Origin of the sequence: Micromonospora sp. NBC_01796 (genome assembly GCF_035917455.1) — a bacterium.
Taxonomy (GTDB): domain Bacteria; phylum Actinomycetota; class Actinomycetes; order Mycobacteriales; family Micromonosporaceae; genus Micromonospora_G.
Window position 1 is genome coordinate 8437971 of record NZ_CP109078.1, and the last position, 24100, is coordinate 8462070.

General features: G+C 67.8%; 16 protein-coding genes. 5 read left to right on the forward strand and 11 right to left on the reverse strand.

Annotation, left to right across the window (positions count from 1 at the left end):
• Positions 1-10: 10 nt before the first annotated feature.
• From OIE47_RS37480 to OIE47_RS37490, 3 genes are read left to right on the forward strand one after another with little or no spacing between them, the layout of a single operon-like run.
• Entirely contained in the window at positions 11-874 is an 864-nt protein-coding gene (locus tag OIE47_RS37480) for a 3'(2'),5'-bisphosphate nucleotidase CysQ (protein ID WP_326559299.1), read from the forward strand.
• Positions 875-895: 21 nt separating this feature from the next.
• On the forward strand, positions 896-1807 hold the full coding sequence (gene cysD / locus OIE47_RS37485) for a sulfate adenylyltransferase subunit CysD (protein ID WP_326563344.1): 912 nt from the start codon (positions 896-898) through the stop codon (positions 1805-1807).
• Positions 1807-3114: a sulfate adenylyltransferase subunit 1 gene (locus tag OIE47_RS37490; RefSeq protein ID WP_326559300.1), complete on the forward strand. Its 1308-nt coding sequence runs from the start codon at positions 1807-1809 to the stop codon at positions 3112-3114. Before cysD ends, OIE47_RS37490 begins: the two co-directional genes overlap by 1 nt.
• Positions 3115-3175: 61 nt before the next feature.
• Here OIE47_RS37490 and OIE47_RS37495 read toward each other — a convergent pair whose 3' ends face one another.
• The 3 genes from OIE47_RS37495 to OIE47_RS37505 all read right to left on the reverse strand — a co-directional run bounded on the left by OIE47_RS37495 (position 3176) and on the right by OIE47_RS37505 (position 7672).
• A complete protein-coding gene (locus OIE47_RS37495; protein ID WP_326559301.1) occupies positions 3176-5038 on the reverse strand; it encodes a S8 family peptidase in 1863 nt (620 codons plus the stop codon).
• 730 nt (positions 5039-5768) lie between these two features.
• The gene (locus OIE47_RS37500; RefSeq protein WP_326559302.1) at positions 5769-6461 is read right to left on the reverse strand and encodes a response regulator transcription factor; all 693 of its coding nucleotides are present in this window, start codon (positions 6459-6461) and stop codon (positions 5769-5771) included.
• Positions 6458-7672 (reverse strand): sensor histidine kinase, encoded by a 1215-nt coding sequence (locus OIE47_RS37505; RefSeq protein ID WP_326559303.1) that lies wholly within the window; start codon positions 7670-7672, stop codon positions 6458-6460. The genes OIE47_RS37500 and OIE47_RS37505 overlap by 4 nt, the downstream gene beginning before the upstream one ends.
• A gap of 179 nt (positions 7673-7851) precedes the next feature.
• Here OIE47_RS37505 and OIE47_RS37510 point away from each other — a divergent pair, with 179 nt between their 5' ends.
• On the forward strand, positions 7852-8217 hold the full coding sequence (locus tag OIE47_RS37510; RefSeq protein WP_326559304.1) for a DUF6223 family protein: 366 nt from the start codon (positions 7852-7854) through the stop codon (positions 8215-8217).
• Between the two features lie 331 nt (positions 8218-8548).
• On the opposite strand, the gene OIE47_RS37515 is transcribed toward OIE47_RS37510, so the two are convergent.
• The 3 genes from OIE47_RS37515 to OIE47_RS37525 form a co-directional block, all read right to left on the reverse strand.
• Positions 8549-9118, reverse strand: coding sequence for a DM13 domain-containing protein (locus OIE47_RS37515; protein ID WP_326559305.1), 570 nt, complete (start codon positions 9116-9118; stop codon positions 8549-8551).
• A 453-nt stretch (positions 9119-9571) separates the two neighbouring features.
• On the reverse strand, positions 9572-12337 hold the full coding sequence (locus OIE47_RS37520; protein ID WP_326559306.1) for a glycosyl hydrolase family 95 catalytic domain-containing protein: 2766 nt from the start codon (positions 12335-12337) through the stop codon (positions 9572-9574).
• A 79-nt stretch (positions 12338-12416) separates the two neighbouring features.
• Positions 12417-13928, reverse strand: a complete 1512-nt coding sequence (locus OIE47_RS37525) for a glycoside hydrolase family 27 protein (RefSeq protein WP_326563345.1) — start codon at positions 13926-13928, stop codon at positions 12417-12419.
• Between OIE47_RS37525 and OIE47_RS37530 the strand changes: the two genes are divergently transcribed.
• Positions 13855-14124 carry a hypothetical protein gene (locus OIE47_RS37530; protein WP_326563352.1) on the forward strand — a complete coding sequence of 90 codons (270 nt, stop codon included), beginning with the start codon at positions 13855-13857 and terminating at the stop codon, positions 14122-14124. The two genes, OIE47_RS37525 and OIE47_RS37530, sit on opposite strands and share 74 nt — an antisense overlap.
• A 12-nt stretch (positions 14125-14136) precedes the next feature.
• On the opposite strand, the gene OIE47_RS37535 is transcribed toward OIE47_RS37530, so the two are convergent.
• From OIE47_RS37535 to OIE47_RS37555, 5 genes are all read right to left on the reverse strand, one after another.
• Positions 14137-16467: a beta-L-arabinofuranosidase domain-containing protein gene (locus OIE47_RS37535; protein WP_326559307.1), complete on the reverse strand. Its 2331-nt coding sequence runs from the start codon at positions 16465-16467 to the stop codon at positions 14137-14139.
• A gap of 298 nt (positions 16468-16765) precedes the next feature.
• Positions 16766-17860 (reverse strand): COG1470 family protein, encoded by a 1095-nt coding sequence (locus OIE47_RS37540; RefSeq protein ID WP_326559308.1) that lies wholly within the window; start codon positions 17858-17860, stop codon positions 16766-16768.
• Between the two features lie 56 nt (positions 17861-17916).
• Positions 17917-18549 carry a hypothetical protein gene (locus OIE47_RS37545; RefSeq protein ID WP_326559309.1) on the reverse strand — a complete coding sequence of 211 codons (633 nt, stop codon included), beginning with the start codon at positions 18547-18549 and terminating at the stop codon, positions 17917-17919.
• A gap of 44 nt (positions 18550-18593) precedes the next feature.
• Positions 18594-21020, reverse strand: coding sequence for a family 43 glycosylhydrolase (locus OIE47_RS37550; protein WP_326559310.1), 2427 nt, complete (start codon positions 21018-21020; stop codon positions 18594-18596).
• A gap of 135 nt (positions 21021-21155) precedes the next feature.
• Positions 21156-24020, reverse strand: a complete 2865-nt coding sequence (locus OIE47_RS37555) for a family 43 glycosylhydrolase (RefSeq protein WP_326559311.1) — start codon at positions 24018-24020, stop codon at positions 21156-21158.
• Between the last annotated feature and the right edge of the window lie 80 nt (positions 24021-24100).

Consider the following 24100-nt stretch of genomic DNA (forward strand, 5'->3'; position numbering starts at 1 on the left):
GTGCTCGTCGATGAACGTGCTGGAACCCCCCAGGTCCGAAGCCCCCGCGTCTGATGGTGCGTTCGCCGCCTGGTTGGCCGACCGGGCCGGCCGGCTGCTGCTGCGCGTACGCGCGGAGCACGGTCACGACGACCCGGCCGCGTTGAAGCGCGCGGGTGACCGGGCGTCGCACCAACTGCTGCGCGATGAACTGGCCCGGTGCAGGAGCGCCGACGCCGTGCTCTCGGAGGAGGACGACGGCGCCCGGCAGGCATGGGCCACGGGTACGGCCGGACCCGCGCCGGACCGGCTGGGCGCCGACCGGGTGTGGATCATCGATCCGTTGGACGGAACCCGTGAGTTCTCCGAGCCGGGCCGGACGGACTGGGCGGTACATGTCGCACTCTGGCAACGGAACGCGGCTACGGAGCACCGTCTCATTGCGGGCGCCATCGCCCTGCCCGCCCAGCACCGTACCCTCGGCACCGCGACACCCCCACCCCGGCCGACGACGGTCAGCGGTCGGACGATCCGGTTGGCGGCGAGTCGGAGTCGGCCGCCGGCGTTCCTCAGCGAGTTGGCGGACGAGGTCGGTGCGGAGTTGGTGCCGATGGGGTCGGCCGGGGCGAAGATCGCGGCGGTGATCAGTGGTGAGGTCGACGCGTACGTGCACGCGGGCGGGCAGTACGAGTGGGACTCGGCCGCGCCGGTGGCTGTGGCGACGGCCACGGGGCTGCACGCTTCCCGAATCGATGGTTCTGCGTTGAAATACAACGAGGCCGATCCCCGGTTGCCGGACCTGGTGGTCTGCCAGCCGGAGCTGGCCGCACCGCTGCTCGCAGCGCTGCGGCAACACCTGACCCTCGTGCCGGCAACGGCCACGGCAGTCGGCTGACCCGCGATGGACACGGTGGACATGACCAGTCCGGCGGCGTACCGGGTGTCGCATCTGGATGCGCTCGAGGCGGAGAGCATCTTCGTCATGCGTGAGGTGGTGGCCGAGTTGGAACGCCCGGTGTTGCTGTTCTCGGGTGGCAAGGACTCGATCGTGATGTTGCGGTTGGCGCAGAAGGCGTTCGCGCCGGCGCGGATCCCGTTTCCGGTGATGCACGTCGACACCGGGCACAACTTCGCCGAGGTTCTCGACTACCGGGACCGGCGGGTGGCGGAGTTGGGTTTGCAGTTGGTGGTGGCGAGTGTGCCGGAGGCGTTGGAGTCCGGCCTCGTGCGGGAGTCCGCCGACGGGATGCGGAACCGGATCCAGACGCCGGTGTTGTTGGCGGCGGTGGAGAAGTACCGGTTCGATGCGTTGTTCGGGGGTGCGCGTCGGGACGAGGAGAAGGCTCGGGCGAAGGAGCGGGTGTTCTCGTTCCGGGACGATTTCGGGCAGTGGGATCCGAAGAACCAGCGGCCGGAGTTGTGGTCGTTGTACAACGGGCGTCATCATCCGGGTGAGTCGATCCGGGTGTTCCCGTTGTCGAACTGGACCGAGCTCGACATCTGGCACTACATCGCCAGGGAACAGTTGTCGTTGCCGTCGATCTACTACGCGCACGAGCGTGAGGTGATCGAGCGGGACGGGATGCTGTACGCGGTGAACGAGTTCATCGCGCCCCGTGGCGCCGAGGAGCCGTTCGTGACCCTGGTGCGGTACCGGACGGTCGGTGACGCCTCGTGCACCGCCGCGGTCCGGTCGGTCGCCGACACCGTGGAGTTGGTGATCGAGGAGGTCGCCGCGACCCGGATCACCGAGCGTGGGGCGACCCGTGGCGACGACCGGGTCAGTGAGGCCGCGATGGAAGACCGCAAACGGGAAGGCTACTTCTGATGAGCACCACGGCGGTCACCGTCACCGAGACCGGGCCGGTCGAGGGTCGGGCGATGGACCTGTTGCGTTTCGCGACGGCGGGCAGTGTCGACGACGGTAAGTCGACCCTGATCGGCCGGCTGCTCTACGACACGAAGTCGCTGTTCACCGACCAGTTGGCGGCGGTCGAGGCGGTCTCCGCCGCGCGTGGGGACGAGTACACGAACCTGGCGTTGCTGACCGACGGCCTGCGGGCGGAGCGGGAGCAGGGCATCACCATCGACGTGGCGTACCGGTACTTCGCCACGCCGAGGCGGAAGTTCATCATCGCCGACACCCCCGGGCACATCCAGTACACCAGGAACATGGTCACCGGGGCCTCGACCGCCGACCTGGCGCTGATCCTGGTCGACGCCCGCAAGGGTCTGGTCGAGCAGTCCCGCCGGCACGCGTTCCTCTGCTCCCTGCTGCGGGTCCCGCACCTGGTGCTGTGCGTGAACAAGATGGACCTGGTCGACTGGTCCCAGGACGTCTTCGAGCGGATCTCCGACGAGTTCACCGCCTTCGCCGCGAAACTCGAAGCCCCCGACCTGACCGTGGTCCCGATCTCCGCGTTGCGCGGCGACAACATCGTCACCCGGTCCGAACACACCCCCTGGTACGAGGGCCCGTCGCTGCTGCACCACCTGGAACGGGTGCACATCGCCTCCGACCGGAACCTGGTCGACGTACGGTTCCCGGTCCAGTACGTGATCCGCCCCCAGTCGACCACCATCACCGACTACCGCGGGTACGCCGGACAGGTCGCCTCCGGCGTACTCAAGCCGGGTGACGAGGTGATGGTCCTCCCGTCCGGGTTCACCAGCAGGATCGCCGGCATCGAGACCGCCGACGGACCCGTCGCCGAGGCGTTCCCCCCGATGTCGGTCACCGTCCGGCTCACCGACGAGATCGACATCTCCCGCGGCGACATGATCTGCCGGCCGAACAACGCCCCCGCCGTCGCCCAGGACATCGAGGCGATGATCTGCTGGATGGACGAGAGCACCCCGCTGCGCCCCGGCGCCAAGTACGCCATCAAACACACCACCCGTACCGCCCGAACCGTCATCCGCGAACTGCACTACCGCCTCGACGTGAACTCCCTGCACCGCGACGAGACCGCCACCGAACTCGGACTCAACGAGATCGGCCGGATCCGCCTCCGCACCACCGTCCCCCTCCTTGCCGACGAGTACCGGCGCAACCGCACCACCGGCGGTTTCATCCTCATCGACGAGACCACCAACCGCACCGTCGCCGCCGGCATGATCGTCGACACCAACTGACCCACGGGAAGGGCCCCTCCCGCCACCGGAAATCGGAGCGGGAGGGGCCCTTTGTCACGTCTCAGAGGGTAAGGGTCCAGGTGTTGATGTAGCCGGTGTCACCGGCGAAGACGTCTCGCACCCGGAGCAGCCAGGTGCCGTTCGCCGCCTCGCTGGAGAGATTCGCGGTGTAGGTGGTGTTGACGTTGTCGGCGCCGTCGAAGAAGCTCTGGTTCTTCAGCCGGTAGGCCGTACCGTCCGGGGCTACCAGGTCGATGATCAGATCGCCGCGGAAGGTGTGCACGATGTTCACCGCCACCGTGGACGCCGAGGAGGCGCTACGGTTGCAGCCGGCGATGACGATGCTGCTGGTCACCGCCGTGTTGCTGTCCGGAATCGCCACATCGGTGCCGTTCGTGCCCGAGCAACCGCCGCCACCCGAGCCGGTCACCGTCAACGAGTACGTGGCGCTGCGCGTACCCGCGGTGCCAGTGCCGGTGACGCTGACGCTGTAGGTGCCGGAAGGCGTGCTCGCCGAGGTGGCGATGGTGAGCGCGGACGAGCCGCCCGAGGTGACCGTGGCCGGACTGAACGAGGCGGTGGCGCCGCTCGGCAGGCCGCTCGCCGAGAGGCTCACCGACTGCGCCGAGCCGCTGGTGGTCGCGGTACTCACGGTGGCACTGACCGAGCCGCCCGGCGCGGTCGAACCGGCCGTCGGCGAGACACCGACCGAGAAATCGTTGGCCGGCGGCGTGCCGTCGTTGACCACATAGAGCAGCTTGTTCGGCGAGCCGGTTCCGGGATTGGTCACCACGTTGTTGGTGGCGTTGTTGAACAGATAGTCCCGGACCTGCTGCGGGGTCCAGGTGGGGTTGGCGGAGGCGACCAGGGCGGCGGCGCCGACCACGTGCGGGGTGGCCATCGAGGTGCCGCTGATCGTGTTGGTCGCGGTGTTGCTGGTGTACCAGGCCGACGTGATCGACGAGCCAGGCGCGAAGATGTCCAGGCAGGTACCGATGTTGGAGAAGGACGACCGGGCGTCGGTGCTGGTGGTCGAGCCGACCGTGATCGCCTCTGCCGTCCGGGCCGGCGAGGTGTTGCAGGCGTTGGCGCCGTTGTCGTTGCCTGCGGCGAGACCGTAGGTCACGCCCGAGTTGATCGAGTTGCGGACCGCCGTGTCGAGCGAGGCGTTCGCGCCGCCGCCGAGGCTCATGTTCGCCACGGCCGGCTTGATCGCGTTCGCGGTGACCCAGTCGACGCCGCCGATCACACCGGCGTTGGTGCCGCTGCCGGAGCAGTTGAGCACCCGTACGCCGACCAACTGCACGCCCTTGGCCAGGCCGTAGGAGGAGCCGCCGACGGTGCCGGCGACGTGCGTACCGTGCCCGTTGCAGTCGTCGGCGGAGCCGCCGTCGACCGCGTCGAAGCCGCTGGTGGCCCGGCCGCCGAAGTCGTTGTGGGAAAACAGGATGCCCGTGTCGATGATGTACGCGTGCACGTTGGTCGCCGTGTTCGGGTAGGTGTACGAGCTGTCGAGCGGTAGGTTGCGCTGGTCGACACGGTCCAGACCCCACGACGGGGGGTTCGGCTGCGTGCCGGAGATCCGGACCGTGTGGTTCTGCTCGACGTACGCGACGTCGGGGTGCGCGGCGATCCTGGCCGCCGCCTTGGCTCCGGCCGTGATCTCGAAGCCGCGCAGCGCGGCGGAGTACGTCCTGGCGACCGCTCCGTCGTGCCTGTCGGCCAACGCGCTGGCCGTGGTGCCGACCTGCGCCCGACTCACCGCGCTCTCCTTGAACACCACGATGTAGCTGTCGGCGACAGCCGTGGCACCGCCGGCACTACGGATGACACCCTCCGGTTCGGCCGCCACCGCCGGCGCGGCCGCCGTCAGTAGCAGCATCGCGGCGGCGCCCACCACAAAAGATCTTCTCGGGAGACTCATTCTCCCCTCCCTTCGATCGGCACTCGTTCGTCCACTCGCCCACGACGAGAGATCGACGGTGACCGATTGAGAAGAGATTACTCAATGATGGCGGCAAAAGACAGATGTCGAATCCTCTATACCGATCGAAAGATGGAGGTCAAGGTATGGCAATTCATTCCACATCACAGGGAATGGTGATCAACCTAAGCCGCGCTATCGATTCTTCGACAGCGCCGCGCCCGAGAGGCGCCAGGCATGCGTACCAGGTGTCCTTGACGGGCAGACCTTGGTGTACTCGGTCGGCGTGTCGCCAATTAGATTGACTGCCCGAACATCTTGCGCCGCAGGGCGGGGATCGCTGTGCCGAGCAGAGAAGGGCACGGAACCCGGTCCGGTTCCGTTGTGTGACGAGAGCGGCGTTGGTGGCGTTTCGGGCGGTGATGGCCCGGCACGGTTGGTGGAACGCTCATCGCGGTTTCGTAGACACCGATGCCGCTTTGCGGATCGGCGTTGGCGGTGAGGGCTCGGCGACGTTTGTCGGCGCTGCGCTGCGCAGGGCGAGGAGATTGGCAGGACGAGGGCCAGGACCGGGCATCCGGCCAGCCCGACGGCGGGGATGGCCCGAGCCGGACGGCTTTCGAGCACCAGGACGGCCACGACGGCCAGCTCGGCGCGGTGTGGCGCCTTGAACCGAGGATGGACGGCGGCCAGGGCATGTAGCCGGTGCCGGTCTGAGCCGGTCGCGAGGCTATGGGGTGACGAGCCCGGTCCGGTAGGCGATGACGACCAGTTGCGCGCGGTCGCGCGCACCGAGTTTCACCATGGCATGGCTGACGTGGGTGCGGGCGGTGGCCGGACTGAGAAACAGCGCGGCGCCGATCTCGTCATTGCTCATGCCCTGACCGACGAGCGCCAGGACCTCACGTTCTCGTGCGGTGAGGACGGAGAGCCGCTTTTCGGCGACCTCGTCGGCAGTCCTCCGGGCGGTGAACTGGGCGATGAGGCGGCGGGTGATACGCGGCGCGAGCAGCGCGTCTCCGGCGGCGACCACGCGGATGCCGTGCAGGAGTTCGGCCGGGCCGGCGTCCTTGAGTAGGAACCCGCTGGCTCCGGCTTGCAGGCCCTCGAAAACGTAGGCATCGGTGTCGTACGTGGTCAGGATGAGGATGCGAACATTCCGCAGCTCGTTCGCGGCCGTGATCGCTCGGGTGGCCTGGATGCCGTCCATCTTCGGCATGCGGATGTCCATGAGCACGACATCCGGGCGCGTGGCTCGGGCCCGCTCCACGGCCTGGGCGCCGGTGGTGGCCTCCCCCACCACCGTGATGTCGTCCTCAATGTCGAGCAGGAGCCGGAAGCCGGATCGCACCAGCTGCTCGTCATCGACGAGAAGCACTCTGATCGGGGCATCATCGTTGCATGCGCCTGTCGTGGTGCTCATACGCTCGCCGTTCCGTTCGAGGCCAGCGGCAGCCGGGCGGTGACTGCGAAGCCCCCGCCCGCACGTGGACCGGCGTCGAGATCCCCGCCCAGCAGGTGACAACGCTCCCGCATTCCCAGAATCCCGCTGCCCGGGTGGCGAGGGGCGGCTTCCTCAGCTTCCGGACCCTGATGTGGACCGTCGTCGGTCACGCGCATTTCCACCGAGTCGGCGCCGTAGTCCAATGCGACCGTGACTCGGGTCGGTCCGACATGGCGAATCACATTGGTGATCGACTCCTGCAGGATCCGGTACAGAGCGCTGCCCACCGCGCTCGGCACCGGCGACGGTGACGAGGCCACTCGCAGCTCCACGTCGAGGCCGGCTTCGCGGCCCTGGGTGGCAAGCTCGCCGATCTGCCCGAGCCCGGGATGCGGGACACGGCCGTCGTCAGCATCGCGCAGTACCCCGAGGATGGCCCTCATCTCCTGCAACGCCCGCGAGCTGGTCTGCTCGATAGCCTCCAGGGCGTCGCGTGCCCGCTCCGGTCGCTGGTCGAGTACATGCGCGGTGACACCGGCCTGGATGTTGATGACGGCGATCGCATGCGCGACCGTGTCGTGGACCTCCCGCGCGATCCGGAGTCGTTCCTCGTCTACCCGCGCGCGGGTCTCCTGCTCACGAGTCCGCTCCGCCAGCTCGGCGCGCTCCACCGCCTCGGCAGCGATGACCCGCCGGGAACGGACACTATCCCCGAGGGCCGCGCTCATCACCGAGGCGCCGATCCGGAAGAACACCCAGCCGATGGCGGCTCGTGGCTCAATGTCGGCCGCGGCGATCAGCCAGCAGGCGGCCAGCGCGGCGATCCCCACACCGGCCATCACCGGCGAACGCCGTCCGTCGCCGAGGGCGGTCAGCGTGTAGATGGCCACGAACAGTCCGAGCCACCCGGGCCCGTCCGGGAAGTCGAGGGCGTAGTAGACCATGCTGGCAAGCGCGGTCACCGCGAACACGGCGACGGGCCAGCGGCGGCGCACGGCCACGACAACGCCGCCCACGATCAACAGCAGATATCCGAGATGCCCGAGATCAGCCAGAGGCCGCACCATGGATCCTGGATCTCCATGGGTACGCGAGACGGTGCCCTGGACCTGCATCACGGTGATGAATAGCGCCACCAGCAGGTCCTGCGCCCAGGCCGGCAATCGGAACGACGTGACGCGGTCCCGCATGCCGCGATCCTACGGCTTGCAGCCGGGCGGCTCATACGTCGAGCAGCGCGATCCCGCGCGAGCCGACTACCCCGAACTGCGTATCCGCTGCCGCTTGCCGGCCGAGGACGCCTCTGCCCGCGAAACGCGACGATCGTCTCCGTCGACAAGACGACCGACTCGATCGAAGGGACGCCCCCATGTCTATCCTGCACACGCTCGTCGCGCCGCCGGCCAGCTACGTCTCGGCCGCCGGATACGAGCTCGGCTCCGGGCGGCTCGTGCCCACCGCAGCCGCCGTGGTCGGGCTGGCCAGCGTGGTGATCGGTGGGCTGGCGCTGACACGCCCCAGTCGTACCGGCAACGGGCGCGTCAGGACTGTCCTTGCTCTGGTTGCAGGGCTGATCGGCGCTGTCGTCGGCGGCCTGCACGCGGCCAACTCCGCCGGCGGCCTCGGAACTGGCAACGGCCTGGCCGGAGCTGTCATAGCCGTAGCGTTGGGACTGATCGGCACGGCCATCGCTGTGCTGGCTCTGGCCCGCTCCCGCCGCCGCCGCCATGCATAGTCGAAGGACCGCCGCGCACCCCATCTCAGGCCATCCACGGGTCAGTTGTAGGACCAGAGCGTAGCCGGCGACCACGGCAGCGGAGACGACAATGTGGCCCGGGCTGAAATCCCGCGTTGCGCCGACCCGCCCCCACGGTGTCGGCGTAGCGGCCGGGGCGGAGCGACGAATACGGCTATTGGTCCTGGTTCGCCATTGGTGACATCACGGGGCGGCCGGGTGAAGGTGCACACACACCGCCGACGGTTGCCGTTCTTGTCGTCCGACTCTCGGCGGTCTGCCCCGTCGACATTGACGAGCGCCTCGTACGGGTCAGCGGGCTGGTCGCGGGTCAGGCGGTCTTCAGTTCCGCCGCCCCGAACGAGACCGCGAAGCGTTTGCACCAGATCGAGACGCTGCGGAAGTCCGCCGGATCGATCGACGGCGGCAGCTCGTACACCTGGTCACCTCGATTGCCCTTGAGTCGCGCCACCTCGAACCACTCGCCATCGTCGAACAACCGCCAGCCTGCCGTACCCGCGACCACCCGTTGATCGGTCAGCCAGACTCTCAGGTCCGGCCCATTCGACGTGTCGAGGTCGTGCAGCACGAGCAGGTTCGGGCCCTCGGGCTGACGGACGATCTCCGCGCGCCCCGTCGTCGCGTGCTCGTGCGTGATGAAGACCCCTGCGGCCAGTACCTGGTTCCCTGCTGGCGCGCCGGACGCCGGAGCAGCCGTGGCCGTGCCGGATGGGCCGGGTGCGGCCTTCGTTGTCGCCAGCCCAACGGGTAGGGCGTCATCGACATAGGTGTCCGTGACCAGCTTCCACGGCTGGAACCAGTAGAGGCCGAACGCCGCCAAGATGCCGAGAAGCACCACACCGGCCCAGGCGAGCGGTGACCGGAAGACCCGTTTCAACATTCGTCGAGAATACGGCGACGGCACCGGCGGAAATGGCCATAGCCATTGCGAGAGTCTTACGGCGCGACGTTCCGGTTAGTGGGTGACGTCGACCGCCTTGGTCACACGCGACCGGGCACGTCACGCCGCTCACGCGCCGGTCAGCCGCGCACCCGCTGCTGCCCGCGCGGGCGCGACGGGAGACATCGGCCGCGCGAGGTGGAGCAGGCGCGCACTGCTCCCGGTCGCCGCCCCGGGCGCGACGACCGCCGACGGGTACGGGTACGGGATGGTCACCGGCCGGCGGTTCGGCGTACCACCGGCCGGTGACCGTACCGGGTGGGGCCGGCGGCTCCGGCCCACCCGGCGGACTGGGACGAGATGGCTCGGTCGAACAGTCGAGACCGCGATAGGCGCCGAGATGCTCTGCACGCAGGTTCGGTCCAGCGGAGCCTGAAGAGCCGTCGTACCGAATCAGCTCGTCGTGCAGGTGAGGTTGGTCGGTGGGCTGTTGGTTCCGTTTGCGGTGGCGACAAAGCCGAGGGTGGCGGATCCACCTGCGGGCAACGACCCGTTGTAGTCGACGTTCGCCACCGTCACGTTCGCCCCGCTCTGCGTGTACGAGCCGCTCCACATCTGGCTGATGACCTGTCCGTTGGGAAAGGCCCAGGACACGGTCCAGCCGCGGATCGGGGCCGAGCCGGCGGTCACGGTGACCTCGCCCTGGAAGCCGCCCGACCACGAGTTCGTCACCGTGTACACCGCCCGCGCGCCGGACGGCGAGGGAGTGCTGGTGAGGGTCGGTGACGGTGACACGCTGGTCCGCGCCACGCGGTAGGTGTGGCCGGCGCGGACGTTGAGTTGGACGACATCTGCCTCAGGTCGCGTGGTGGCCGGTGTGCTGCCGTCGGTGACGTCGACGAGTGTGAAGCTTCCCGTGAGGAGCCGAGCCCTGAGCTTCACCACGCCGTCGCGGTCCGCCCGTACCCGGATCTCGTTGGCCTGACCGTTGGTCCAGGTCATGCCGATGGTGTATCCGCCTCGACCTCGCAGTCCTGCGACCTGCCCCGCGGGCCACGCGGTCGGCAACGCGGGCAGCACGTGCAACTCGCCGTTGTGGCTCTGTAGCAGCATTTCGGTGATACCGGAGGTAGCGCCGAAGTTGCCGTCAATCTGGAACGGTGGGTGCAGGTCGAACATGTTCGGCGCGAGCCGATCGGTTCGTACCAGATCCCGGATGAGCTTGTGGGCGCGGGCGGCTTCCTCCATCCGGGCCCAATAGTTGATCTTCCAGGCGAGGGACCATCCGGTTCCGTCGTCGCCGCGTAGCTCCAGCGTCCGGCGCGCGGCCTCGTACAACTGGGGCGTTCCGCGCCTGGTGATCTGGTTGCTGGGGTGCAGCCCGTACAGGTGGGAGATGTGGCGGTGGGTCCGCTCCGGCTCGATCCAGTCGGCGAGCCACTCCTGGATGTTGCCGCGAGAGCCGACGCGCATCGGCGGGAGCCGGTCCCTCGCCGTGCGCACCTGCGATCGGAATGCGGTGTCGACGCCGAGAACCTCGCTGGCTCTGGCTGCGGCCTCGAACAGGTCGCGCAGGATCTGGTTGTCCATCGTCGGGCCCGCGCATACGCTGACGTTCGCGTGGTGAGCGAGTTCCGGCGAGTTCGACGGGTTCGTGACCAGGTATCCGAGCGTCGGATGGGTGACCAGGGTGTCGAGGAAGAACTGGGCGGCGCCCTTCAGAGCCGCGTAGTTGGACCGGAGAAGATCCACGTTCCCGTTGAACAGGTAGTGCTCCCAGATGAGGGTGGCCAGCCATGCGCCGCCGGTCTGCCACATTCCCCACAGGGCCCCGTCGACGACCGAGGCACCACGCCATCCGTCCGTGTTGTGGTGGGTGACCCAGCCGCCGGCTCCGTACTGGGCCTGGGCGACCCGCGCCCCGGTCACGGACAGGTCCTTGACCATGTCAAAGACGGGGAGCATGCACTCGGCCAGGTTCGTGGTGTCAGCGGGCCAGTAGTTCATCGGCAGGTTGGCGTTGATGGTGTACTTCGAGTCCCAGGGCGGAGCCATCGACTCGTTCCAGATGCCCTGCAGGTTCGCCGGTTGAGTGCCCGCCCGCGATGAGGAGATCAGCAGATATCGCCCGAACTGGAACAGTAGGGCGGAGAACTGTGGGTCGTCGGTGCTCGCGTGTTGCGCGATCCGTACGTCGGTCGGCTGGTCGGCCGCGGCTGTGCGGCCCAGGTTGATGGTCACCCGGTTGAACAGCCCCTGGTAGTCGGCGAGGTGGCGACTACGCAGCTGATCGAGGCCCACGTTTCGGGCGGCACCGAGGCGGGCACGTGCGGTGCCCTGGTAGTCGCCGTTGACGGTGCGGTAGTTCACGTAGCTGGAGCCGATCGAGATCAGCAGGGTCACGCTCGTGGCACCGGCCACCCGCAGCGTGCCGCCGGAACTGCTGACCGTGCCGCCGGTTGCGACAGCATTGGCCAGGGCGAGGAACCGTACCGAGCCGTTGACACCCTCCATGTTGCCGGAGACGCCGTCGACGGCGATGGTCGCGGCGTCCGGGCTCGACATGGCCGTCCGTTGAGGACTGTCGAAGGTGGCGTTGAACGTGATCGAGCCGGTCCGGTCGGCGGTCAGCCGGATCACGATCACCTGGTCGGGTGCGCTGGCGAACACCTCACGCTGATACCGAACACCGTTGAGCACGTACGTTGTGGTGACGGTGGCGGTGGTGAGGTCGAGCGTCCGGTTGTACTGTGACACGCCGCCGGAGGAGCCGAAAGCCAACCGAAGGTTGCCCACGGGCTGGTAGGCGAGCTGCCCGCCCGGGGTTCCCATCATGGTCTGATTGACCAGGTCCTGCGCCTGGGTCCACTGGTCCGCGAAGACCTGGCGCCGGATCTCGGCCAGGGTGGCCGCGCCCCGGCCGTTGGCGGAGTCGTACGGGCCGCCGGCCCAGATGGTGTCCTCGTTGAGCTGTAGCCGCTCGGTGTTGACGTTGCCGAACACCATGGCGCCGAGGCGCCCGTTGCCAATCGGCAGCGCGCGAAGCCAGTCGGTGCCGGCCTCCTCGTCGTACCACAGCGCCATATCGCCCGCGGCGAGCACCTGCGGCGGCGGCACCGAGCCGGCCCTGGCGGTGGCGCTCCAGGCGGCCGGCAGCAACGCGGCTCCGGTCCCCACGGCCCCTGCCCTGAGCACATTCCTTCGTGTCACCTTCGGCATGCCTATCTCCAAGCCGATCGTAGGGACGGCACCCGCGGCGCCGAGGGGAGACGCGACGTCGAACCCCGCACAGGTGTCGTCATGTCCGGGACCACCGCTGGTTCGCGCCGGTGTGGCAGTTCCAGACGATCACGGCTGTGCCGTTGGTGGTGGCGGCTCCGCTCACGTCGAGGCAAAGGGTCGGCGCCCGCACGCTGCTTATCGTGCCGTTGCCGTTGAGACTCCACTGCTGGTTGGTGCCGCCGTTGCAGTCCCAGATCTGTACCTGCGTGCCGGCGGTCGCGCTCACCGGGATGTCCAGACACTTGCCGAGGACCTGGAGAGTCTGACCGCTCTGGCTGAACATCTGGTTGCCATTGTTGTGGCAGTCCCAGATCACCGTCGGGGTCCCGTTCGTCGACGACCCCGAATTCACGTCGAGACACCGGCCGGACGATTCGCCGCGCAGTCGGAATGTCGGCGGTGGCTCGACCGTACCGCCACCGCTCACCCGGTAGACCACCGTCCCGTGGGCGGGGACGTTGGCGGAGATCGTGCTGGACGTGGTGGTGGTCGCGTTCGTCCACGCGTCGTGCAGGCTGAACGAGTTGCCGGTCTTGCCGACCGTCGCCGCCGTCGTGGAGACGGTCGTGGTGGAGCTGCCCTGGTTGAACAGGGCCACCGCGACGTCCCCGTTGGAAAGCCGTTTGGCCAGCACACGCCTGGTCTGGTCGTTCGACACCTGCACCGCCTGGAGGGCGAGGGAGTCCTGGTTGATGGCGATGAGGTGCTGGTTGCGCAGGATCGTCAGGGTGGCCGAGTCGGCGGAGCGCAGGTCGTTCCCGGCCATCAGGGGCGCCGCCATGATCGCCCAGAGGGCGAAGTGGCTGCGCATCTCGGTGTCGGTCATGCCGCCCCGACCCACCTCGAGCATGTCGGGATCGTTGAACGACCCGGGCCCGGCGTACGAGGACAGTGGGACGTTGACGTTGACAATGTTCTGGATTCCCATCGGGTATCCGTTCGTCTGTCCGCTGTTCCACGTGTTGGTGATGTCCTCGGTGGTACGCCACAGGTTGGCCACATCGCCCCAGTTGCGCATCGGCCCGGTCTTCTCGTGGATGCTGTTCGAGTTGATGCTGTAGACGATCGGTCGACCGCTCGCGGCCAACGCGTCGCGCATCTTCGCGAACGCCACAACCTGGTCGTTTATCGATCCAGCGGGCGAACACCAGTCGTACTTCAGGTAATCCACGCCCCACGCGGCGAACTGCCGGGCATCCTGGACCTCGTGGCCGAGGCTCCCGGTCGAGCCGGGGAAGGCGTCGAAGTACTGGGCGCAGGTCTGGTCCATGGGCGACTGGTAGATGCCGAACAGCAGGCCACGGGCGTGCAGATAGTCACCCAACGCTTTCATTCCGCTCGGGAAGCGACTCGGATGGGCCTGCAGATTGCCTTGTGAGTCCCGGTTGGGGTCGAACCAGCAGTCATCGACCACAACGTATCGGTAGCCGAGATCGCGCATTCCGTTGGTTACCATGGTGTCTGCCATCTGCCTGATCAACGTCTCGTTGATGTTGCAGCCGAACGTGTTCCAGGTGTTCCAGCCCATCGGTGGAGTACGAGCGACACCGTTGTTGAGTGCCCACGCCGATCGTGGCGAGTGCGTCCCGACGACTGTGGCCGCCACGGCCACCACCACCAGGCTCAGGACCGACAACCATCGCGACTTCCACTTCATTCCGCCTCCTCAAGAGACGATCGACGGCAGGCGTCGATCATTGGGGGTGACCCTCACCGGAAATTGACACCAACAAACCTCAGCTGACGCGCTGGAGGCGCCAGCGGTTGTCGGAGCTGGCATTGTCGGCATCCTGCACGACCTGCGCACCCCAGGCGGTGTTTCCATTGAGGACGCCGAGAACCTTGCCACTGTTGACGTTGCGGATCTTGTGAGTGCCGTCGCCGTTGTCAGTCAGCGTCCAACGATGGTCGGCGGTACCGTTGTCCGACCACTGCAACACCACGGCGTTGTCGGCGGTCGACATGTTCTCCACGCCGAGCACCTTTCCGCTGTTGACGTTTCTGAAACGAACAGCATTGCCGTCGGCCACCATGACCCACTGGTGGTCGGCGGTCCCGGTGTCTCCCCACATCACGGCCAGACCGCCGTCGGCGGTGGACATGCCCTGCACCCCGAGCACCAGGCCGCTCGCCGCGTTGACCAGTTTGTAGGTGTTGCCGGTGCCGCCACCCGAGCCGGTGTTCCAGTAGACGGTGTAGTTGAAACCGTGCGCGTCGCGGAACGGCACGAGGTTGACGGTGGACCCGTTCGCGGTCGCGGTGAACGTCAGCGCGCTCGCGCTGGTCCGGGTGATCGAGGAGACTGTCAGCGCGGGTAGCGAACCGACGGTGGAATTGCCGTAGTTGCCACACAGCACCTCCGGCCCATAGGTAATCGCCTGGACGTTGGCATTGTCGTTCGCCGCCTGCATGATGACGCGCATGGGCAGACGTACGGTGATCGTGTCACCTGCGGCCCAGGTCCGGGTGATCGTGGCATAGCTACCCGTCGCCACGCTCTGCACCTGACCGTTGACGCTGATCGTCGCGCCGTTGGTCCACCCGGGAATCCGTACCCGGATGCTCCACGATCCGCTCATCGTGCCGCCGAGCGTCAGGGTCGTCGTGTCGCTGGCCGGATAGGCGGTGCTCTGCGTGACCGTGATACCCCGTTGCGACCAGGTCAACACCGACGGCACGAACAGGTTCACCGTGAGCGTGGTGCCGTTGTGGAAGTAGATGGAGTCCATCAGCTTCGTGTTCGTCTCGATACCGGCACCCTGGCAGCACCAGAACGTGGTGTAGTCGGTGCTCCAGGTGCCACCACCCCAGGCCGGACCCACCCCCCGGCGACCGCCGGGGTTCAGCGGCGTGAAGTAGGTGATGTGGCCGTGGCTGTCGGCCGGATTCTGTGCGCCGACCAGGTGGTTGACCAGTGCCCGCTCGTAGTAGTCGAAGTAGGTCGACTGGGTCGGGTCGAGCAGCCACAGCTCACGGGTCAGCTTCAGCATGTTGTAGGTGTTGCACTGTTCGCAGGCGTCGCTGCTGAGGTATCCCGCGATGGCGTTCGGCGGACGGAAGTGCTCGGCCTGACTGTTGCCACCGATGACGTACGTGTGCGCGTTGACGGTGAAGTTCCACGCGTTGCGGGCGATGTCACGGTAGCGGGTGGTGCCGGTGGCCTTGTACTCGCGCGCGGCGCCCACCCACTTGGGCACCTGCGTGTTCGCGTGCAGCCCGCTGAGCTGGTCCTGGTTGTTGGCGAGCGGGTTGAACACCGCGGCATGGTCGAACCGCTGTGCGGCGGTGAGCCAGCGAGCGTCGCCGGTCTGCTGGTAGATGTCGGTCAGCACGGCGTTCATTCCGCCGAACTCGGTGCCCAGCATCGCCTGCATCTGGCTCGTGGTCAGCCGCGCGGTACGGGTGTCGACCCAGCCGGCGAGCGCCAGCAACACCGTACGCGCCTGAGTGTTTCCGACGTACCGCCACACGTCGAGCAACCCTGCCAGCGTCTTGTGGATGCAGTAGTAGGGAACGTTGCCGTTGTTCAGGGTGCGCGCCTCAAGGGCGGTGAAGTCGGACTCCGGGAAGCCGGAGAGATAGCCCGTGCCGAACCCGGCGGCCCCGTTGTTCGCCTGGCACTTGGCCATCTCGGCGACCATGTAGTTGGCCTTGTCCCGGCACGTCGTGTCACCGAGCACCGCATATGCCTGGGCCCATGCGGTCAGGAAGTGCCCCTGCATGTGGGTCCGGAACGGGAACGTGGGCGCGTCCCAGCCGCCGGTCGCAACCGCGCCGTTGGTCGACAACCGGTGGTTGGCCCGGAAGTTGTAGAGCAACCGCTCCACGTCCACGAATCGCAGGTAGTTCAACGTGCGGGTCTGGTTGTCCAGGAACCGCCCGGCGGTGAACCGAACCTGACCCAGCGCAAACGGGTACGCCGAGACCCCGATGTCCGCGCGGGCCGGCGGGAGTTCGGCGGCCATCGCCGGGAACGAGCCGAGGAGTTCGGCACCGGTCGCCGAGGCCAGCACACCGCCGGCCGCGGCGCCCAGTACGTGACGCCGGCTTAGGCGCAGGGATGACATGAATCCTCCAGAGTGCTTCGCCGGGGACGGGTGGGACGGAGCGGAGACAAACGCCGAACCCTGCCTCACGATCCTCACGAAAGTGAGCGCTAACATGTGTCATACATGTTACGTCTGGTCGCCCTGACATTCAAGAGAGTCAGTACGACACACCTCTTCACGAAGGTGATCCCGCTGGCCAGGAGCGGCTTTGCATCCGCACATCAAGCGGATCCGGCACACCGGCAGAACCTGGCATCCCGCGAGGCCGACAGCACCCTTATTATCGTTAACATCCCAGGATCCATGCCTTCGGAGGTCACCGCGTACCCGGTTGCCGGCGAGCGTCGCCCTGGCCGGGTTCACCACCGGAGGGTGAACCCGCGACGAGCACGGACTCCCGACCCTCCTGCCGACCCTCCTCCCGAGCGCGGGCGACCAGCCCGGCCAGCCGCCGTCGGCGGCGCCAGGCTGTGGCCCGCAGGCCGAGGAGCAGCGCGGCGAACAGGATCAGCAACGCGAGCTGGGCCCACGGTAGGGCCCAGGTGGTGACGCTGGCGGAAACCTGCCGGAGGTCCGCGTCGGCCTGGTCGTCGCCGAGCAGGGTCGGGGTCGTGGTGACGGTTGTTCGTAGGCGTCCCAGCGCCCAGACGCCATCAACGCGGATTTTGGCCTCCCGGCTGCCGCCCGGAAGCAGTTCCTCGACGTCACCGGTGGCGTCGTGGCTGCTCAGGCCGAGGATGTCGGAGACCGCTACCCGGCTCCTTCCGGTGACCCAGGCGTTGCCGTCGTTCGTCACGGTGTAGCGGACCCGAACCGTGCCGCCCGCGAAGGGATTCCACGACGGGGTGTAGGTGGCACTGAGGCTCTGGACGGGCAGGGCCGCCTGAACGGTGCCGTTGACCCGCACCATGACGCGGAATCCGACTCGACTCTCGACGTTGACCGTACCTCCGGTGCTTGTGACGGTCGCGGCGATGCCGGCCGGGTGGTCACCCGGCGTGGCGCTCCGGGGCACGGTGATGGTGAACGGGACCACCTTCGTCTCGTTGGCGCCGACGGTGACCTTCCCCTGCACGTCGATCCAGGTGCCACCGTCGACCGAGGGGCGGTCGGACGGCAGCATGTTGAAGCGGCCCTTGTCGGTGAGGTAGGCGTCGGCGGCCTTCAGCGCGAAGACGACGGCGGTGCGGCTGAAGTTTCGTACCGCCAGGTGTTCGGTCACGACCTCTCCCGGGTCGAGGCTGGTGTTGATCCACCGCCGCTCGTCCGGCCCGCTCGGGGTGGCCGGCTGGATCGTCCAGGTCAAGGCTTTCGGGTCCGGTTCGGCCACCGCCACGGTTGGCGCGGTGGCGATCGTGAGGATCGCGGCGGCGAGGATGGTGAGCGTCCGGCGCAGCGGGGTGACGGTCATGACGGCGGCCCTTCGACCCAGGCCGGCGGGGCCTGGTCCAGGCCCCCGCCGAGCCACTACTCGAACAGGGAGAGCGTGAGCGTGGAGCTGTACTCACCGGCGGCGACGTCCGCCGGGGTGCGCAGGTACAGGTCGGCGTTGACGGAGTACGAGTCGCTGGCTACCGCCTCGGAGTCGAAGGCCGAGACCAGCAGTTCCTGGTCGACCAGGCCGACATTGTTGCCGGGCAGGGTCTCCTCGTCGAGGACGGTCACGACCTCTTCGCCCTCGGTGACCAGACCGGTGTCACCGCCGTCGAGCAGACGCGGCTTCCAGCCGAAGTGTTCGGCGCTGATCGGATCCTGGCCGGAACCGCCGTCGAAGTCGGTGGCGCTGCCGAGCACGGCCCAGCTCGCGCCGTCGGGCACCTCGTCGGCGACGCGGGTGTCGGTGACCGTCACGGTCGGCAGCGTGCCGACGAACTGACGAACCAGCAGGGTCGAGCCGTCCTCGGCCAACGCGACGGCGTCACCGGCGATCGACAGGGCGAGCACCCCCGGTTCCCTGATCTCGTCGATGTCGACCGTCACCCGCACGCCGGCGTCGTCACCGGGCTCGGCCACGGCGGGCGACGGCAGCACCGCAGCCCCGGCCAGAGCGGCACCGACGGCGCAGGCCGCGAGCACCTGCCGTCGTTTACCTGTGTTCATGTGATCTCCGTTGTCATCGTTGGTTGACAGGGGACGTGGTGGGCCTATTCGCCGCAGGTGATGGCGGGATGCTGCACGGTGCGTACGGTCGTCACGTCGCTGCCGCCGAGCGCCCCGGTCACCCGGACCGTCACCGACCCGGCCGGCACGGAGGCGGCTCGCGTGTTGAACGACTGGTACACGTTCGACCCCGGCGCCACACCCTCGAACGACCGCTCCCCGTATGGGGTCTCCAGACCGATCCCGACCGAGCCGTCATGATCGTTGCGAGCCTGCACCGCCACGTACGCCCTGCCACCCAGGCACCGCGCCTGCGCGCTGACCGTGACGGGCAGTTCGGGCTGGCCCGTCGCGGCTTCGAAGGCCCAGGAGTCGATCTCGAAGAGGTCGACGCCGGTTGGGCCGGCGAAAGTGAAGTAGACGTCGTGCACGCCGCTCACGCCGTCGAGCTCGGCGGTCACCTCGGCCCATTCGCCGGACGGTGTGTCGACCGGAATCGTGCCGACCACGGGGCCGGTGAGCTGATCCAGCCGCACCTCGATACGCGCGCCGGCCGCGAGCGCTCGCACCTTTGCCGTCACGCTCCGGGCGCCGTTGTCGCCGAAGTCCACCGACGACAGTGCGGTCCAGTCGCCGTTGTCGATGTCGCGTACCACCAGGTTCGGCGCCGCGGCGCCGAACTGAGCGGAGCCGCCGTCGACCTTCCGGGTCGAGACACCCTTGCTCCAGCCGAAGGTCTCGGCCTCGAAGACACGGTACGGGTCGAAGTTCCGGACCTGGTTGACGCCGGCATAGGTGCCGACGACCTGCTGGATCGTGCCATCCGGGTTGAAGGTCAGCTCTTGGATGTGCGGGCTGCGGTACCCCTGGGTGGTGTTCCCGTTGATGCGTTTGTTCAGCGTCGGAGCATGGTAGGTGAAGTAGTATTTGCCCTCGAACTCGAACACCGACTGGTGGTTGTTGCCACCGGTGCCGGCGCCGAAGAACTGTGACTGGTTCGGGAACAGCACGCCGGCATAGGTCTCCTTCGGCCAGGACATCGGATCGTCGGAAATCATGTACCCGATCTGGCCGCCGCCGGGGTAGCCGGGAAGCGGCGTCTGCGGGCCGCCGAAGTCGTTCCCGCCGAAGTGCGAGGAGTACGAGAAGTAGTACCTGCCCTCGCGCTTGAAGACGTGGCCCGCCTCGAAGGCGACGGGAGCGTCGACCACCGCGGCCGATCCCTCGGTCGAGACCATGTTGTCGCCGAGTTCGATCGCCCGGATGTTCTTCGGGTTGTTGAAGCGCTCGGCCGGCGGCATGCTCGTCGACGCGGGACCACCGCCGAAGTAGAGGTACGGCTGGCCGTCGTCATCGACGAAGGGAGCCGGGTCGAACTTCCACGCGACATCCTCGGCACCGGGAGTACTGCCGTTGATCAGCGTGCTCGTACGCTCGCTGATCCACGGACCGAGCGGCGACCCACCCGTGATCACGTTGCTGGAGCCGCCGCCGTTGGCGTAGTAGAGGAAGAACTTCTCCTCGCCGTTCACCACCTTCTTGGTCATACCGGGCGCCCACGAGTTGCCGGTGAACGGCGCCACCCCGTTCGGGCCCGCGACCTGGATCTCGCCGTGATCCGTCCAGTTCACCAGGTCCGCGGAGGAAATCACCGTGATCTGGTTGATGTCGCCGTAGTTGATGCCCGGCGAGACGCCGGTGACGGGGTCGGGAGCGTAGCCCTGGGTGTCATTGGTCAGGTACATGTACACCCGGCCGTCGTGCACGAAGCCGAATCCATCGGCACCGAACTTGTGCCCGATCAACGGGTTGTGCTCCCCCGGCAGCTTGCCGACGACCTCGATCGTCTTCGACGGCGCCGCCGGTGGCGCGGCGCCGACCACCGAGACGTCATCGAGCTTGAAATCCATGAGGTGCAGGTTCGGATCCGAGGACGGGGTGCTCGTCCACGGCGTCTCGAAGAACAGCCGCGCCGTCGAGACGTTCTGCGTCGCCGGAATCGTGAACGTTCCGTTGAACTGCGCCCACTGGCCCTTTGTCGCGACCACGCTGACGAGGTTGGTGTAGGTGGCAGCGCCGTAGTGCATCGTGGCGAAGAACTGCTTGGTCGCCGGCCCGCTCGGGTTCTCGTACTTGATGCGGGCCGTCAGCACGTAGGTCTGCCCCGCCTGCACCTTCCCGCTCAGGTCCTGCATCGGACCGGATCCGGTCGTGGTCCGGCTGGCGACGAGCGCGGCGCCCTGACCGGAGTAGGCATCCGAGGTCACCGACAGTTGGCCGCCGTCGGCGGAGTTCCCGTTGTTGACGAACCAGTTGGCCAGGCCCCCCTCGAACCCGCCGTTGACAATGAGATTCGTGTCGGCGGCGTGGACGGGTGCCGTTTTGGCGAAGATTCCTGCGGCCAGGACCATGCCGACCGTCGCGATCACCGCGATCCCTCCTCGGGTCGCCCGTCGCATGTGTTGTTCCACGAGACATCCTCCTTTTCATCTCTGACTGGGTCATCGGTGTACGGAAGACCGTTGGGAATGCGTCCTCGGGCGGCTTCGGATGCGGGTCGGCCGCCGTCACCGGCTCGACCGGTGAGTCGAGGACTCGCGCCGGGGTTATTCGCCGCAGGTGATGGCGGGATGCCGCGCGGTGCGTACGGTCGTCACGTCGCTGCCTCCGACCGCCCCGGTCACCCGGACCGTCACCGACCCCGCCGGCACGGACGCGGCACGCGTGTTGAACGACTGGTACACGTTCGACCCCGCCGCCACACCCTCGAACGACCGCTCCCCGTACGGGGTCTCCAGACCGACCCCGACCGGACCGTCATGATCGTTGCGAGCCTGCACCGCCATGTACGCCCTGCCACCCAGGCACCGCGCCTGCGCGTTGACCGTGACGGGTATCGCCGCGAGCACGCCGAGCCGGGCCAACCGGTAGCTGAGCGCTCGCTCCGGCGCGTCGATCTGGTTCTGGGTACCGAACCGTCCGGCCCGCGCCGACCTGGCCTGCGCGAGAGCGGACTGCGCCGCGGCCCAGGCATCCGCCGGGTAGTGGCGCCCGTCGAGCGTCCCCGCATATGCGATGGCCGCGTCGAGGGCGCTGGTGTCCAGCGGCCGGGCCTGCGCGGTCAGCGTGTCGCTGAGCAGGTAATGGTCGAAGTCGACCCGCCCGCCGGTCTCCTGCGTCGCGTAGTTGAACAGGCCGATCCGGTGACCCATGAAGTGCGCGAGGCTGCCGTCCAGAGTCTGCGGGCCGACACGGCTGCCCAGCCGGGTCCACTCCAGCCCGTCGAGGCTGTAGTAGAACGTCGTCCACAACTGACCGACCGGCGAGGCGAAGTCGAGATCCGCCTTGACGTGCACCTGGGTCGCGTCACCCAGCGACACCGTCGTGCCCGGCACGAAGGCCTCCAGCGTCGACTGGTCGAGGTCGACCGCGAAAGGCGAAACCCGGTTGACCACGCCGACCGTGTTGACACCGCCGACGCGCTTGACCGCCACGTACGAAAATCCGCGGTTGTAGGCGGCCAGACCGGCGACGTCGCCGTTCTTCATCGCGGAGATGTCCATCCTGGTCTCCACCGACTGCCTCGGCCCGAAGGTCCGCTGCGAGAGCGTGTTGCGTGCCTCCTCGAACCAGGCCAACTCGGCTCGGTTGGACAGTTTCGTGTAGACGTACTGGCCGGTGACCACCTTGCCGGTCGTCAGCCGCAGCCATCCGTCCCGGTCGGTGAGCGACCAGTGGCGGTTGTCGGGAGCGTGGTTCCACTCCCACGCCAGGTCCAGCCGCGATCCGTTGGGGGCGACCTCGGCCTCGGTCGGGTATTCGGTCGTTGACGGCTGCCCGACAATCGAGACGTCGTCGATCAGGTACTCCACGCTCGACGACGGCGGCTGCGGGTTCGCCCACGGGGTCTCCACGGCGAACTTGACAGTGCCGAGGTTGGCGGCCGCCGGTACGACGTACCGTCCCGACACCGTCGCCCACTGCCCGCTCGGCACGTCCCCGGACGCCATTGTCTGGACGCCGGAACCCCAGTCCGCGGTGAGGTTGAACCGCACGGTGCCCGGACCGGACGTGTACTTGATTTTCGCGGAGACGGCGTAGGTCACGCCGTGCTGCAGTCGCCCTCCGAGAGGCTGGGTCGGGCCGGCCCCGTTGAGCGTCCGGTTGCTCACCCGCAGCGCCGCCGCGCCGGCGGCCGGGTCGGTGGTGTCCAGGCCGAGCGTCGTGCCGAACTGTCCGGCCCACGGCGCGACCGTTCCGGCTTCGTACCCGGAATTGGTCAGCAGTTCGACGCCGATGAGCGACTCGTCGACATCGGGTGGCTCCGGAATCGTCCACTGCTCGTCCTGGTAGGCCTTCTGCGGCGCGTCGTTGGCGAAGTCGTCGGAGGCGACGATGCTCCTCTGGCGCTCGAAGACCTCCTCCTGCGGGCTGAGCCTGATCGGCTTGGCGAACACGCCGTTGACCGGCACGACCCCGTTGGCGCCGAAGGTCGGCCACCCGTCCTGCCAGGTGGCGGGGATGAGTGCCGGGATCCGCCCGGTCGGGAACGTGTCGCGGAAGAACATCCCGTGCCAGTCGGTCGCGCCGCCGTCGCGGGCGATCGGCACCAGGCTGCCCTGCGCGAAGCCGTTGGAGTTGAGCACCCCGCGCGCCTCGTAGGTGTTCACACCACCGGCGGAGGTGTAACGCCCGAGCAGCTCCCTGGAGCGAAGCATGACAACCTGGCGTCCCTGCCCGGACGGCCAGGTGATGATCACGGCGTAGTACCAGCCGTCGATGTGGTAAAACTGGGCGCCCTCGAACAGACCGCCGATGAACGGCTGCCCCGCGTAGTTGCTCGCCGTGAAGATGTTCGGGTAGTCCTGCTCGATGGCCGTCAGGCCGGCGTTGAGCCGTACGGCGCTCGTGCCGCCGGATCCGTAGAAGATGTACGGGGTGCCGTCGACGTCGAAGAAGAGGGACGGGTCGTGGAGACCACGACCGAGTGGTGTGCGCTGCCAGGCGCCGTCCTCGATGTCGTCCGTGCGGTAGAGGTACGCCCCACCGAGGTTGTTGGTGTTGAAGGCGACGTAGAACATGCCGTCGTGGTAGCGCAGCGACGACGCCCACTGACCTTGGCCGTACGAGTTCTGGCCGTTGCGCAGGGAGAACGCGTCGCCGATGTTCGCCCGGTCGAAGACGTAGTTGACGATCTCCCAGTTCACGAGATCGTAGGACTTCATGATCGGCGCACCCGGGCTCAGGTGCATGGTCGTGCTGATCATGTAGTAGATGTCCCGACCCTCGTCGTTCTCGCCGGCCGGTACGCGCTCCACGCTGATGTCCGGCACGTCGGCGTTGATCAGCGGGACCGCGTACGTGCCGGCGCCGGTGTCGGTGGAGGTGTACGACGATCGGGGCGACCATCCTTCGGCAGCATGCGCCACGGCCGGCGTTGCCACGAGGCTGGCACCGAGCAGGACGCCCACCGTTGCGAGCGTGCGCAGTGGGCCGGGCCGGCGAGCGTGAACCGTGGCGCCGATCCGTGCCATCACCATCACGGCACATT